The organism is Streptomyces sp. NPDC006140 (assembly GCF_040628815.1).
In the GTDB taxonomy this organism is placed as follows: domain Bacteria; phylum Actinomycetota; class Actinomycetes; order Streptomycetales; family Streptomycetaceae; genus Streptomyces.
This window is the reverse complement of sequence record NZ_JBEXTS010000001.1, coordinates 737096-751412: the sequence shown is the minus strand read 5'-3', so window position 1 is coordinate 751412 and position 14317 is coordinate 737096. Positions and strand designations below refer to the sequence as shown.

Genomic DNA, 14317 nt, shown 5'->3' with positions numbered 1-14317 from the left:
ATGGTGTGCGGGGAACTGCTGCCGGATTCCGGGTGCGGGCCCGGTGTGGCTGGTCGCGCAGTTCCCCGCGCCCCTGAAGGGCGTTGCCCTCTACGGCAACTTGAGTGTGAGAGCCGACTGGAGTGCTGCCGGGGTCGTCCAGGCCGAGCGGGCTCCCGCGTAGGGGGTGCCGAACTCGCCGGCGCCCAGCAGGCTTTCCTTCTTGGTGCCCTCCGGTGCCGTCACCGGGATCTGCGTGCCGGACGGGGCCGTGACCGTGACCGTGTTGCCGATGCGGTACGCCGTGACACGGCCGTCGGCCAGGGCGGTCTGCCAGGCGGCGCGGCGCTGCACCTCGGTGCCGATGGCGCTGTGCCGGGGGTTCTCCAGCGGGGTGTCGTCGGTGAACAGCGCCCGGTAGTCGGTGAGCACCTTCTCCATGACCGGGTAGAGCAGCCGGTCCTCCGCCAGGTTGGACTGGTGCGCGTAGTGCGGCCGGGGGTCGCCGGCGAGGACGTGCCCGAGGGCGGTGCGGGCCTCCTGCGGGACGATGTGCTCGGCGTAGCCCGTGTCGGGGTCGAGCGGCTCGTCCAGGCAGGTCGAGGTGGGGTTGTCCTCGCAGACGCCGCTGCCGCCGTCGGCCCGCGAGGTGTAGACCCAGTTGTACTCGTCGGCCATCTCGGCCGCCGTGCCCACGTTGTAGTACACGTTCATCGGGTGGCGCGGCACGGTCAGCGCGGTGCCGATCGCGCGCTGCTCGGGCTCGCGCGAGTTGTCCGAGGCGATCCACCTCACGCCGGTGTCGGCGAGGGCACCGGCCAGGTTCGGGTTGTCGGCGGGCTGCTGGGGCAGGGTCTTCAGGCCCGAGTGCTCACCGGTGACCAGTTCGGTGCGGTCGACGGGGAGGCCCTTGTTCACCGCCCAGGTGTGGTTGTCGCGGATCTGCGCGGCGATCTCGGCGCGGCTCATGTACTTCGTCGAGCCGTCGGCGTTCTTCGCGCAGCTCCACGGCACGGTGGAGGTGTCCTGGACGCAGCCGAGGAAGGGGTGCGTGTAGGTGTGGTTGACCCAGCGGTACTGCGCCTTGTCGGCGAGGAGCCGGTCGGTGAGCGGGTCGGTGCCGCCGTGCTCGGTCTTCCACTCCTCGCCGGAGCCGGCGTTGTAGACCATGTCCATGGTGAAGCCGTGCTCGCGCTGCCACTGGGCGGCGTAGGCGGCGTCGGCGGCGGTCATGCGGATCGGCGTCGTGCCCTCGCCGTCGCCGCCCGCGCAGTCGAAGTCGCCCGGGGTGCAGTTGCGTGCGGTGTCCCAGCGGCTGTCCGGGGCGAAGACGTCGTCGACGTGGACCGCGAAGGAGTTGCGGGTCTGCCCCAGATGCACGCCCTGGGTCAGCCACTCGACTATGCCCCGGGCCAGCAGCCGGAACTGCTGCTGGTTGCCGTTGTAGGCGAAGGTCACCACGAGTTCGCGCCGGCCGTCGTGGACGTACTCGCCGACGAGGCTGCCCCGGCCGGTGCCGCCGGGCACGGGGATGTCGACGTAGCTGGTGAAGCCGGTGCGCGGCCGGGCGACGTAGCCGTAACTCTCCTGGACGCCCGGGGCGTTGTCCTCGAACCGGAACGCGCCGTCGAGGTAGCCGAACCAGCCGGCCTTCCCGGCCGCGGTGACGGACGCCTCGCGCCCGTCGAGGGTGCCCGCCCAGCCGCCCTCGCTCGTGTAGTCGAGGCCGACCTGCGGGTGCGCCCAGGTGTAGGCGTCGACCTGCGGGATGCCGAACGTCTTCTCGTAGGTCTCCAGGGCGGTCTGCTCGGCGGAGCCGGCGCCGAACGGGGCCTCGTACGGCAGGACGACGCCCTGGTACTTGGCGCGGGGCCGGCCGTTCACGGTGTCGCTCAGGAACGACTCGGTGATCTTGGGGCGGCCGGTGTCGTTCAGGTCGACGGTCGTGTACGGGATGCCCGTGCTCTTCAGCTGGGCGGTGACGGCCCGGACGGGGCTGTCACCGTTGTCCACCACCAGCACCTTCAGATCGATGCGCGGGTCTTCGGCGGCCGCCGCCCCGGGGGCCACCGCCCCGGCCGTGATCATGCCCGCCGCCGTCACCGCGGCGGCCGTGTCTCTCCATCTGCGCGCACGCTGCGCCATGGTTCCTCCCCCAGAAGATCCCGGAATCCCCTTGCGGTCGAACAGAGGAGGATCCGTGGAAATCATGCAAAGCGGCGAGCAGGGCGCTCACCGGATCCCGATGAGTGTGACTCAGTTCACCGACATAGAGGATCAAGAAATGGCCACTACGCCACCGACAGGTGAACGCCCGCAGGAATGAGCGAACGGGGCCACGCGCGTAGTCTCGTCGTCGAGTGTTCGCCGCACCGGGGAAGGCCCCGTGATACCCGAACCCTGAGGTCGGAATAGGGTCGGTCGGCGATCTCCCGTCGTCCGCCCGAAGGGCGGGCCCGGCGGCGTCTGGCACGTGCAGATGCAGGGCGGAGGAGGGAGTCGACGCGGAGCGTCGGCGACCGACGACAACGCCGCAGATGCGCGTGCCAGACGCCGCCGGGCAGGCGGGAGATCGCCGACCGACCCTCAGGGTCGGCTGTCGGGCCCGGTCGACCCACACCGTTCGACCACAGCAACTTCACATCGGAAGCGAGATTTCACCACCGTGACTGCTCTCACTCTCAGCACCGCCGCGGCGCCCGGTCTGCGGGCCGACGCGATCGTGATCGGTGTCGCCAAGGGTGCCAAGGGGCCGGTCGTCGCACCGGGCGCCGAGGCCGTGGACAAGGCGTACGACGGCAAGCTCGCCGGCGTCCTGGAGACTCTCGGCGCCTCCGGTGCCGAGGGCGAGCTGACGAAGCTGCCCGCTCCGGCCGGCTTCAAGGCACCGCTCGTCCTGGCGGTGGGCCTGGGCGCGGTCCCGGAGAAGGACGCCGACTACGACACGGAGGCCCTGCGCAAGGCCGCCGGTGTCGCCGCCCGCGCCCTGGCCGGGTCCAAGAAGGCCGCCTTCGCCCTGCCGCTGACCGACGCCGCCGACGCCGCCGCGATCGGGGAGGGCGCGCTGCTCGGCGCGTATTCCTTCGACGCGTACAAGGAGAACGGCAAGGACCCCAAGGCGAAGAACGGCAAGGCCCCGCTCGCCGAGGTGGCCCTGCTGGGCGGCAAGCCCCGCGACAAGGCGTACAAGGCGGCGGTCGAGCGCGCCGTCGCCGTGTCCGAGGAGCTCAACCGCGCCCGTGACCTGGTCAACACCCCGCCGAACGACCTGAACCCCGAGTCGTTCGCCGCGATCGCCCAGGCCGCGGCCAAGGAGCACGGCATCAAGGTGCAGGTGCTCGACGAGAAGGCCCTGGTCAAGGGCGGCTACGGCGGCATCCTCGGCGTCGGGGCCGGCTCGGCGGCGGGCCCGCGCCTGGTGAAGCTGTCGTACACCTCCTCGAAGGCGAAGAAGCACCTCGCCTTCGTCGGCAAGGGCATCACGTACGACTCGGGCGGCATCTCGCTGAAGCCGGCCGGTCACAACGAGACGATGAAGTGCGACATGGCCGGTGCGGCCTCGGTGTTCGCCGCGGTCGTCGCCGCCGCGCGGCTCGGCCTGGAGGTCAACGTCACCGGCTGGCTCGCCCTGGCCGAGAACATGCCCTCCGGCTCCGCGACCCGTCCGGGTGACGTGCTGCGGATGTACAGCGGCAAGACGGTGGAGGTGCTCAACACCGACGCCGAGGGCCGGCTGGTGCTGGCGGACGCGCTGTGGGCGGCGTCGCAGGAGAAGCCCGACGCGATCGTGGACGTGGCGACGCTGACCGGGGCGATGGTGCTGGCGCTCGGCAGCCGGACATTCGGCGTCATGGGCAACGACGACGCGTTCCGCGCGGCGCTGTGCGAGGCCGCCGAGGAGGCCGGGGAGCCGGCGTGGCCGATGCCGCTGCCGGAGCACCTGCGCAAGGGGATGGACTCGGCCACGGCCGACATCGCGAACATGGGCGAGCGGATGGGCGGCGGGCTGGTCGCCGGTCTGTTCCTGCGCGAGTTCGTGGGCGAGGGCATCACCTGGGCGCACCTCGACATCGCGGGTCCGGCGTTCAACGAGGGCGGGCCGTTCGGGTACACGCCGAAGGGTGGCACGGGGTCCGCTGTGCGGACTCTGGTGAGGCTGGCGGAGCTGACGGCCGCCGGGGATCTGGGCTGACCGTCGCCCAATAGCCCGGTCTCGCCGGTTGTGTGGCGAGTGCGGGGGCGTGGGGGCTGTTCGCGCTGTTCCCCGCGCCCCTTTCGGGGCGCTGGTCGCGCCCGCGCGGCGGAGCCGCAGATCAGACACAGCCCCGCGCCCCTATCGGGGCGCCTCCGGACGGGGCTCATGTGAACGTGGGGCGTCTCACACCGCAGCCCGGCGTCTCCTTGTGTGCTGACAAGTGCGAAGATGGGGCTCGGCAGGACAGGGCCCCACCGAAGGGCCGAAGAACGAGCGGCCGGACACCAGCCGCCTGCCGGTCACTGAAGACCGGCTCACGGCGCACATGCATGGAGGACGTGACGTGGCGAACGACGCCAGCACCGTTTTCGACCTAGTGATCCTCGGCGGTGGCAGCGGTGGTTACGCCGCGGCCCTGCGCGGGGCGCAGCTGGGCCTGGACGTCGCCCTGATCGAGAAGGACAAGGTCGGCGGCACCTGCCTGCACCGGGGTTGCATCCCCACCAAGGCCCTGCTGCACGCGGGCGAGATCGCCGACCAGGCCCGCGAGAGCGAGCAGTTCGGTGTGAAGGCCACCCTCGAGGGCATCGACATCGCCGGGGTCCACAAGTACAAGGACGGCGTGGTCGCCGGCCTGTACAAGGGTCTCCAGGGCCTCGTCGCCTCCCGCAAGGTGACCTACATCGAGGGTGAGGGCCGCCTGTCCTCCCCCACGTCCGTCGACGTGAACGGCCGGCGCGTCGAGGGCCGTCACGTGCTGCTGGCGACCGGCTCCGTGCCGAAGTCGCTGCCGGGCCTGAACATCGACGGCGACCGGATCATCTCCTCCGACCACGCCCTCGTCCTGGACCGCGTGCCGAAGTCCGCGATCATCCTGGGCGGCGGTGTCATCGGCGTCGAGTTCGCCTCCGCGTGGAAGTCCTTCGGTACCGACGTCACGATCGTCGAGGGCCTGAAGCACCTCGTCCCGGTCGAGGACGAGAACAGCTCGAAGCTGCTGGAGCGCGCCTTCCGCAAGCGCGGCATCAAGTTCAACCTGGGCACCTTCTTCGAGAAGGCCGAGTACACCCAGGACGGCGTCAAGGTCACCCTCGCCGACGGCAAGGAGTTCGAGGCCGAGATCCTGCTCGTCGCCATCGGCCGCGGCCCGGTCTCGCAGGGCCTGGGCTACGAGGAGCAGGGCGTCGCCATGGACCGCGGCTACGTCCTGGTCGACGAGTACATGCGCACGAACGTGCCGACCATCTCCGCCGTCGGTGACCTGGTCCCGACCCTCCAGCTCGCGCACGTCGGCTTCGCCGAGGGCATCCTGGTGGCGGAGCGTCTGGCCGGTCTGAAGACCGTTCCGATCGACTACGACGGCGTCCCGCGGGTGACGTACTGCCACCCGGAGGTCGCCTCCGTCGGCATCACCGAGGCCAAGGCCAAGGAGATCTACGGCGCGGACAAGGTCGTCGCTCTGAAGTACAACCTCGCGGGCAACGGCAGGAGCAAGATCCTCAACACCTCGGGCGAGATCAAGCTCGTCCAGGTCAAGGACGGTGCCGTCGTCGGCGTCCACATGGTCGGCGACCGCATGGGCGAGCAGGTCGGCGAAGCCCAGCTGATCTACAACTGGGAGGCGCTGCCCGCCGAGGTCGCGCAGCTGATCCACGCCCACCCGACGCAGAACGAGGCGCTCGGCGAGGCCCACCTGGCCCTGGCCGGCAAGCCCCTCCACGCGCACGACTGACCCCTCGGTCGACGAACGCGACGACAGACTTCCGCACTTTCCGTAAGGAGCAACCGAAACCATGGCGGTTTCCGTAACCCTTCCGGCGCTCGGCGAGAGCGTCACCGAGGGCACTGTCACCCGCTGGCTGAAGGCCGAGGGTGAGCGCGTCGAGGCCGACGAGCCGCTGCTCGAGGTCTCCACCGACAAGGTCGACACCGAGATCCCCTCGCCCGCCGCCGGTGTCCTGGCGTCCATCAAGGTCGCCGAGGACGAGACGGTCGAGGTCGGCGCCGAGCTGGCCGTGATCGACGACGGCACGGGCGCGCCCGCTGCCGCCCCGGCCCCGGCCGCCGAGCAGGTCGCCGAGCCCGCTCCCGAGCCGGCCCCGGCCGCCCCGTCCACCGAGCAGGCCGCTCCGGCGCCCGCTCCCACCGCCGAGGCCGCCACCGGCGGCGGCTCCGCCGAGGGCACGGACGTCGTCCTGCCCGCGCTCGGCGAGTCCGTCACCGAGGGCACCGTCACCCGCTGGCTGAAGTCGGTCGGTGACACGGTCGAGGCCGACGAACCGCTGCTGGAGGTGTCGACGGACAAGGTCGACACCGAGATCCCCGCCCCGGCCTCCGGCACGCTGCTGGAGATCGTGGTCGGCGAGGACGAGACCGCCGAGGTCGGCGCCAAGCTGGCCGTCATCGGCGAGGCGGGTGCCGCTCCGGCCGCCGCCCCGGCGCAGGAGGCCCCGGCCGCCCCGGCCCAGCCCGAGCCCACCCCGGCTCCGGCCCCGGCCGCCGCTCCGGCTCCGGCGCAGCCCGCCCCGGCCCCGCAGGCGCCGTCGGCCCCGGCCCCGCAGCAGCAGGTCACCCCGGCTCCCGAGCCGGCCCCGGCCGCTCCGGCGCCCGCCCCGGCTCCGGCGCAGGCCCCGGCCGCTCCGGCCGCCGCCAAGCCGGCCGACGACGGCGCCTACGTCACCCCGCTGGTGCGCAAGCTCGCCGCCGAGCAGGGCGTCGACCTGTCCACCGTCAAGGGCACGGGCGTCGGCGGCCGCATCCGCAAGCAGGACGTCGTCGCCGCCGCCGAGGCCGCGAAGGCCGCCGCCGCTGCCCCGGCTCCGGCCGCGGCCGCTCCGGCTGCCGCCGCCGCGAAGAAGGCGCCGGTCCTGGAGGCGTCCCCGCTGCGCGGCCAGACCATCAAGATGCCGCGGATCCGCAAGGTCATCGGCGACAACATGGTCAAGGCCCTGCACGAGCAGGCCCAGCTGTCCTCGGTCGTCGAGGTCGACGTCACCCGCCTGATGAAGCTGCGCGGCCGGGCCAAGGACGCGTTCGCGGCCCGTGAGGGCGTCAAGCTCTCCCCGATGCCGTTCTTCGTCAAGGCCGCGGCCCAGGCGCTGAAGGCCCACCCGGCCATCAACGCCAAGATCAACGAGGCCGAGGGGACCATCACCTACTTCGACACCGAGAACATCGGTATCGCGGTGGACTCCGAGAAGGGCCTGATGACCCCGGTCATCAAGAACGCCGGCGACCTCAACCTGGCCGGCATCGCCAAGGCCACGGCGGAGCTGGCGGGCAAGGTCCGCGCCAACAAGATCACCCCGGACGAGCTGTCCGGCGCGACCTTCACCATCTCCAACACCGGGTCGCGCGGCGCGCTCTTCGACACGATCATCGTGCCGCCGGGCCAGGTCGCGATCCTCGGCATCGGCGCCACGGTCAAGCGACCCGCCGTCATCGAGACGGAGGAGGGCACGGTCATCGGCGTCCGCGACATGACGTACCTGACCCTGTCCTACGACCACCGCCTGGTGGACGGCGCCGACGCCGCCCGCTACCTGACGGCGGTCAAGGCCATCCTGGAGGCGGGCGAGTTCGAGGTCGAGCTGGGCCTCTGACCTCCATCGCCGGTACGGCTGTACGGTGCCCCCGCTCGGTTCATCTCCGGGCGGGGGCATTTGCTTGGGGGCGCGGGGAACTGCGCGAGCAACCCCCCACAACCGTCAGCCGAACGGCAACCCCGCTCCCCGTGTAAGTCTCGTCTCACCTGCACCAAGACACCCCCACCCGCCCCACCCGCGGAGCGAACCGGCCGTATTGTCTAAACGTCAATCCCGACCGAGGAGCCCTCATGACCGCGCCCGTCATCCACTCGCTGCGCGAGCAGATCCGCGAGCACATCCTGGAGGGCATCATCAGCGGCCGCTGGCAGCCGGGCGAGCGGATCGTCGAGCGACGGATCGCCACGGAGCTGGAGGTCAGCCAGACCCCGGTCCGCGAGGCCCTGCGCGAACTGGAGTCCCTGCGGCTCATCGAGTCCGCCCCGAACAAGGGCGTCCGCGTCCGGAACCTCACCGCGGCCGACCTGGAGGAGAGCTACCCGGTCCGGGCCGGCCTGGAGGCCATCGCGGCGGAACTGGCCGCACAGACCCTGGCCGAGGACTGCTCGGCGCTGGAACCCCACGTCAGCGCCCTGTACGAGGCGGACCGCATGTCCGACGGCACGGCCCAGGTCCGCCACACCGTGGCCTTCCACCGCGAACTGGTCCGCGCCGCCGGCAACTCCGTTCTGCTGCACACCTGGGAAGGCCTCGGCATCGAGGTGTTCACGGCCCTGTCCATCCGCTGGCTGGGCACGCAGCAGCAGTCGTACGCCGAGGAGCACGAGGAGCTGGTCGCCGCCTTCAAGCGCCGCGACCCCCGGATCGCCGAGCTGGTGAAGGCGCACGTGCTGGGCTGCGCGCCCCGGGCGTGACACCCGAGCGCAACCTCGCTCAAACGCCTCCGACCTGCGAAAACCGTTCGAAAAGCCGTCACCGCGTGCCACCGGCGGAGGCACCCCGTGCCTATTTTCTCGTGATCAAGAGGTTTTGCTCCTCAACCCTTTGATCGATCATCGATCAGCGAGTTACAGTCGCCGACGGGCTTGCCACCCAAGCCTCACGCCCTGTCCTGCCAAAGACCAAGGGCACCCCCGAACCCTTACCGATGAGGGAACCCCCTTCGACTGAGGAAGGCGGCGACATGACCGACCCCAACGCCATCCAGCCGAGCGAGCTCGACCAGCTCCCGGACCGGGACCCGGAGGAGACCGCCGAATGGCAGGCCTCCCTGGACGCGGTCGCCAAGGCTGCCGGGCCGCACCGTGCCGCGTACCTGATGCGCCGCACGCTGGAGCGCGCCGAGGGCGCCGGCATCGCGCTGCCGAAGCTCCTCGAGACCGACTACGTCAACACCATCCCCACCGCCGCCGAGCCCGAGGTGCCCGGTGACGCGGAGATGGAGCAGCGCATCACCGCGTGGAACCGCTGGAACGCGGCCGCCATGGTGACCCGGGGCAGCAAGTACGGCGTGGGCGGCCACATCGCCACCTTCGCCTCCGCCGCCTGGCTGTACGAGACCGGCTTCAACCACTTCTTCAAGGGCAAAGAGGCCGACGGCTCCGGCGACCAGCTCTACATCCAGGGCCACGCCTCGCCCGGCATCTACGCCCGCGCGTTCCTCGACGGCCGGCTGACCGAGGAGCACCTGGACAACTTCCGCCGGGAGGCGGGCGGCAACGGCCTGCCCTCCTACCCGCACCCGCGCCGTCTGCCCTGGCTGTGGGAGTTCCCGACCGTCTCCATGGGTCTGGGCCCGCTCTCCGCCATCTACCAGGCGCGCTTCAACCGCTACCTCACCAACCGCGGCATCAAGGACACCTCCGCCTCGCACGTGTGGGCGTTCCTCGGCGACGGCGAGATGGACGAGCCCGAGTCGACGGCGGCCCTCGCGCTCGCGGCCCGTGAGGAGCTGGACAACCTCACCTTCGTCATCAACTGCAACCTGCAGCGCCTGGACGGCCCGGTCCGTGCCAACTTCAAGATCGTGCAGGAGCTGGAGGCCCAGTTCCGCGGCGCCGGCTGGAACGTGATCAAGACGCTGTGGGGCACGGCCTGGGACGAGCTGTTCCAGCTGGACACCACGGGCGCGCTCGTACGCCGCCTGCGCGAGGTACCGGACGCGCAGATCCAGACGTACCAGACGCGCGACGCGGCCTACATCCGCCAGGACTTCTTCGGCGCCGACCCGGCGCTGGCGGAGATGGCGAAGCTGCTGAGCGACGACAAGATCCTCGAGTGCTTCCACTTCTCGCGCGGTGGGCACGAGTCGCGCAAGGTGTTCGCCGCGTACAAGGCGGCCGTCGAGCACAAGGGCGCGCCGACCGTGATCCTGGCCCAGACGGTCAAGGGCCACACCCTCGGCGAGGGCTTCGCGTCGAAGAACGCCAACCACCAGATGAAGAAGCTGACGGTGGACGAGTTCAAGAACATGCGCGACCTGCTCGGCCTGCCGATCAAGGACAGCGACTTCGTCGACGGTGTGGTCCCCTACGGCCACCCGGGCGCCGACTCCCCCGAGGTCCGCTACCTCCAGGAGCGGCGTGCCGCCCTCGGCGGTCCGGCCCCGGCCCGGCGCGTCCACCCGGTCGCCCCGCTGCCCGCCCCGGCGGAGAAGGCGTTCGCCGCCTTCGACAAGGGCTCCGGCTCGCAGAACGTGGCCACGACGATGGCGTTCGTCCGCCTGGTCAAGGACCTCGTCCGCGACAAGGAGACCGGCAAGCGCTGGGTGCCGATCGTCCCGGACGAGGCCCGTACCTTCGGTATGGAGTCGCTGTTCCCGTCGCTCGGCATCTACTCGCCGAAGGGCCAGACGTACGAGCCGGTCGACCGCGACCAGCTGATGTACTACAAGGAGGCCCAGAACGGCCAGATCCTCAACGAGGGGATCACCGAGGCCGGTTCGATGGCCGACTTCATCGCCGCTTCGACGTCGTACGCGACGCACGGCGAGGCGATGATCCCGTTCTACATCTTCTACTCGATGTTCGGCTGGCAGCGCACGGCCGACCAGATGTGGCAGCTCGGCGACCAGCTCGGCCGCGGCTTCCTCATCGGCGCCACGGCGGGCCGTACGACCCTGACCGGTGAGGGCCTGCAGCACGCCGACGGCCACTCCCCCGTCATCGCCGCGACCAACCCGGCGGCGCTGACCTACGACCCGGCGTTCGCGTACGAGGTCGCGGCCATCGTCAAGGAGGGTCTGCGCCGGATGTACGGCGAGGCCGCTCCGGGCGAGGACCAGAACGTCTTCTACTACCTGACGGTCTACAACGAGCCGCTGCCGCAGCCCGCGAAGCCGTCGGTGGACGGCATCGACGAGGGCATCGTCAAGGGCCTGTACCGCTTCAACACGGCGGAGTCGGCCGGTGTCACCGTGCCGGCGAACGCGCCGCGGATCCAGCTGCTCGGCTCCGGTACGGCGATCCACTGGGCGCTGAAGGCCCAGCGGCTCCTCGCCGAGGAGTGGGGCGTGGCCGCCGACGTGTGGTCCGCGACGTCCTGGAGCGAGCTGCGCCGGGACGCCCTGGAGGCGGACGAGGCGCTGCTGCGGGGCGAGGAGCGGGTGCCGTTCGTGCGCCAGGCGCTGCAGGGCGCCGAGGGCCCGGTGCTGGCGGTCTCCGACTACATGCGCCAGGTCCCGGACCAGATCGCGCAGTGGGTCGAGCAGGACTGGTCCTCGCTGGGCGCCGACGGCTTCGGCCTGTCGGACACCCGTGAGGCGGCCCGCCGCCACTTCGGGGTCGACGCCGAGTCGATCGTCGTCGCGGCCCTGGCCCAGCTCGCGGGGCGCGGCGAGGTCAAGGCGGCGTCCGTGAAGGAAGCGCGCGAGAAGTACGGTCTGTAAGGACCGTGACCAGCAGGCCCCCGCTCCGGCGGGGGCCTGCTGCATGATGTGCGCATGCGTGCTGCCCGGCTGATCAAGATGGTGCTGCTGCTCCAGTCCCGGCCCTCCATGACGGCCGCCGAGCTCGCCCAGGAGCTGGAGGTGTCGGAGCGGACGGTGACCCGGGACGCGCAGGCGCTGTCGGAGGCGGGCGTTCCGGTGTACGCGGACCGCGGGCGGGCCGGTGGCTACCGGCTGGTCGGCGGGTACCGGACGCGCCTGACGGGCCTGCACCGCAGTGAGGCCGAGGCGCTGTTCCTGTCCGGGGTGCCGGGCGCGCTGCGCGAGATGGGGCTGGAGGACGCGGCCTCGGCGGCCCGGCTGAAGGTGTCGGCGGCGCTGCTGCCCTCCCTCAGGGACGCGTCGAGGACGGCGGCGCAGCGCTTCCACCTGGACGCGCCGAACTGGTTCAGGGAGCCGGAGACGCCCGCGCTGCTGCCGGCCGTCGCGGACGCCGTGTGGGACGACCGGCGGATCACCGCCCGCTACCGGCGCGGGCAGGACGAGGTCGTCCGGGAGCTGGAGCCGTACGGGCTCGTGCTGAAGGCGGGCGTCTGGTACCTGTGCGCGCGGGTGGCCGGGGGCGCGTCCTTCCGGGTGTACCGGATCGACCGGTTCACGGCGGTGGAGCCGGGCGGCGAGCGCTTCGAGCGGGAGCCGGAGTTCGACCTGCCCGCGTTCTGGGAGGAGCGGGCGGAGCAGTTCGCGCGGTCCCTCCTGCGGGCGCGGGTCGTGGTCCGGCTGTCCCCCGACGGCGTGCGCAGACTGCCGTACGCCGTCGACTCGCTGTCCGCCCGCGAGGCCCTGGCGGACGCGGACCCCCCGGACGGCGACGGGTGGGTGACGGTGGCCCTGCCGGTGGAGTCCGAGGAGGTCGCCCACACCCAGCTGACGGCGCTGGGCCCGGAGGTGGAGGTGCTGGCGCCGGAGAGCCTGCGCCAGCGGCTCGCCGCGGACGCGCTGCGGCTGGCCGGGCTGTACCACCCGGAGGGCCGCCCCGAGGGCCGCGCATAACGATCCCGCGCACTCCGGGTGCGCCCCTGTGCCCCAGGGCCGATGCTGGACCCGTGATGGACGAGACGGAGTTCTGGGAGCTGGTGGACGACACCCGGGAGGCCGCCGAGGGCGACCCGGAGGAGCAGGCCGACCTGCTCGTGGAGCGGCTCACGCAGCTGGACCCGGACTCGGTCCTGGACTTCGCCCGTCACTTCGAGTCCCGCTACAACCGCGCCTACCGCTGGGACCTGTGGGGCGCCGCCTGGGTGCTGCTCGACGGGGCGAGCGACGACGCCTTCGACTTCTTCCGGTGCTGGCTGATCGGCCAGGGCCGGGAGGTCTTCGAGGGCGCCGTGCACGACCCGGACGCGCTCGCCGAGCTGCTGGACGACTTCGACGAGGAGATCGACGGCGACGGCGAGGAACTCGGCTACGCGGCCGACGAGGCCTACGAGCAGCTCACCGGCGTGGTCGCCCCCGACCTGGAGATCCCGCCGGCGCCCCCGGAGCCGGAGGGCACCCCGGTCGACTTCGAGGACGAGCGGCTGCTCGCCGAGCGCTACCCCCGGCTGTGGGAGCGCTTCAGGGGCTGATCAGGCGGCCCGGCGGCGGCTCGGCTCGGCTCGGACGGGAATGGTGCATCGGTGCCGCGTTGGCCTGGTCGAGGGCGGAGGCGGTGACCGCCGCCGGTCCCAGGACGACGGTCGCGGCCGCGCTGAGCACCGCCCAGGGGCCACCGCGGGTGGCTCCCCGGGTCGCTCCCCGGGTGCGCGCCACCGCGTTCTTCGTGGCACTGCTGTTCTTCGTGGCGCTGCTGGTCATGGTCCCCACCTCCGGTCGGCTGCCTGTGGTGACGACCGTAGGGAGCCGGGGTGTGAGGACACCGCGCGTTCGCTGTGGCCCTCCTGTGCGTCCGCCGGCCGGCCCTGGAGGCGGGCCGCGAGCCGCCGGATCTCGGGCAGGCGGGCGTGCAGGGCGGCGCCCGGGCAGCTGGTCATGTAGCCGTCGTTGTGACCGGCCAGGGCGGGCAGTTCGGCGGTGGTGCCGGCCGCGTACCGGCTCAGGCCGTTGCTGGAGACCAGGCGGACGCTCGCCCGCGGGTCGGTGCCGGTCAGGCCCAGCTTCCAGGCGGACAGCGCGGCGATGGCGCGGATCATGGGGCGCGGCACGGGCATGCCCGCGGTGAAGGTGCCGAGGGCGGCGATGCCGGTGGTGCGGTGGTTGAAGCCCTGGGTGTGGGCGCCGGTGACGGCGCGCTCGACGCCGCCGGCGCGGCCCTCGTAGACGGTGCCGCAGCGGTCGACGACGAAGTTGTAGCCGATGTCGTCCCAGTCGCGGGTGCCGGTCTGGCCGGTGTAGAGGTCCCGGATGATGCGGGGCGCGTCGGCGCAGGCGTAGCCGTTGGGCGAGTCGGTGTGGTGGACGAAGACCGCGACGACCCGGTCGTCGTAGCGCGGGCGCGGCTGCTTGCGGGCGGCGTCGCCCAGCCACCGCGATCTGGGCACGATGTGCGGTCGGGGGGCGGTGTGGGGCGTGGCGGCGGGCCGGGTCGGGCCGGCTCGGTCGGTGGTCTCGGCGGCGTGCTCCACGCCGTAGGCGCACAGCACCAGCGCGACGACGGCGGCGCAGCCCGGCAGGCAGCCGAGCGCCACCCGGGCGGCGCGCGGCAGTCCGGCT

General features: G+C 72.0%; 11 protein-coding genes. 8 read left to right on the top strand and 3 right to left on the bottom strand.

All coding sequences use genetic code 11. The annotated features are described in order from the left end of the window. Positions 1–90 precede the first annotated feature (90 nt). Complete coding sequence (locus ABZ386_RS03495) at positions 91–2124, bottom strand: hypothetical protein (protein WP_358963425.1); 2034 nt, start codon at positions 2122–2124, stop codon at positions 91–93. A gap of 55 nt (positions 2125–2179) precedes the next feature. Between ABZ386_RS03495 and ABZ386_RS03490 the strand changes: the two genes are divergently transcribed. The 8 genes from ABZ386_RS03490 (at position 2180) to ABZ386_RS03455 (ending at position 13233) form a co-directional block, all read left to right on the top strand. Next, positions 2180–2305, top strand: coding sequence for a hypothetical protein (locus ABZ386_RS03490; RefSeq protein ID WP_351332098.1), 126 nt, complete (start codon positions 2180–2182; stop codon positions 2303–2305). Between the two features lie 339 nt (positions 2306–2644). Continuing rightward, the gene (locus tag ABZ386_RS03485) at positions 2645–4171 is read left to right on the top strand and encodes a leucyl aminopeptidase (protein WP_351332100.1); all 1527 of its coding nucleotides are present in this window, start codon (positions 2645–2647) and stop codon (positions 4169–4171) included. Positions 4172–4517: 346 nt separating this feature from the next. Then, positions 4518–5906 (top strand): dihydrolipoyl dehydrogenase, encoded by a 1389-nt coding sequence (gene lpdA / locus ABZ386_RS03480; protein WP_114251660.1) that lies wholly within the window; start codon positions 4518–4520, stop codon positions 5904–5906. A 61-nt stretch (positions 5907–5967) separates the two neighbouring features. Further along, positions 5968–7776 carry a 2-oxoglutarate dehydrogenase, E2 component, dihydrolipoamide succinyltransferase gene (gene sucB, locus ABZ386_RS03475; RefSeq protein ID WP_351332104.1) on the top strand — a complete coding sequence of 603 codons (1809 nt, stop codon included), beginning with the start codon at positions 5968–5970 and terminating at the stop codon, positions 7774–7776. A gap of 233 nt (positions 7777–8009) precedes the next feature. Beyond that, positions 8010–8633 (top strand): GntR family transcriptional regulator, encoded by a 624-nt coding sequence (locus ABZ386_RS03470; protein ID WP_114251664.1) that lies wholly within the window; start codon positions 8010–8012, stop codon positions 8631–8633. Between the two features lie 269 nt (positions 8634–8902). Beyond that, the gene (gene aceE / locus ABZ386_RS03465; RefSeq protein WP_355724891.1) at positions 8903–11605 is read left to right on the top strand and encodes a pyruvate dehydrogenase (acetyl-transferring), homodimeric type; all 2703 of its coding nucleotides are present in this window, start codon (positions 8903–8905) and stop codon (positions 11603–11605) included. A gap of 54 nt (positions 11606–11659) precedes the next feature. Further along, on the top strand, positions 11660–12658 hold the full coding sequence (locus ABZ386_RS03460) for a YafY family protein (RefSeq protein ID WP_351332111.1): 999 nt from the start codon (positions 11660–11662) through the stop codon (positions 12656–12658). A gap of 56 nt (positions 12659–12714) precedes the next feature. After that, positions 12715–13233 carry a DUF4240 domain-containing protein gene (locus tag ABZ386_RS03455; protein WP_114251670.1) on the top strand — a complete coding sequence of 173 codons (519 nt, stop codon included), beginning with the start codon at positions 12715–12717 and terminating at the stop codon, positions 13231–13233. Here ABZ386_RS03455 and ABZ386_RS03450 read toward each other — a convergent pair. After that, entirely contained in the window at positions 13223–13462 is a 240-nt protein-coding gene (locus tag ABZ386_RS03450; protein ID WP_358963421.1) for a hypothetical protein, read from the bottom strand. The two genes, ABZ386_RS03455 and ABZ386_RS03450, sit on opposite strands and share 11 nt — an antisense overlap. After that, entirely contained in the window at positions 13459–14292 is an 834-nt protein-coding gene (locus tag ABZ386_RS03445) for a peptidoglycan recognition protein (RefSeq protein ID WP_358963678.1), read from the bottom strand. Before ABZ386_RS03445 ends, ABZ386_RS03450 begins: the two co-directional genes overlap by 4 nt. Between the last annotated feature and the right edge of the window lie 25 nt (positions 14293–14317).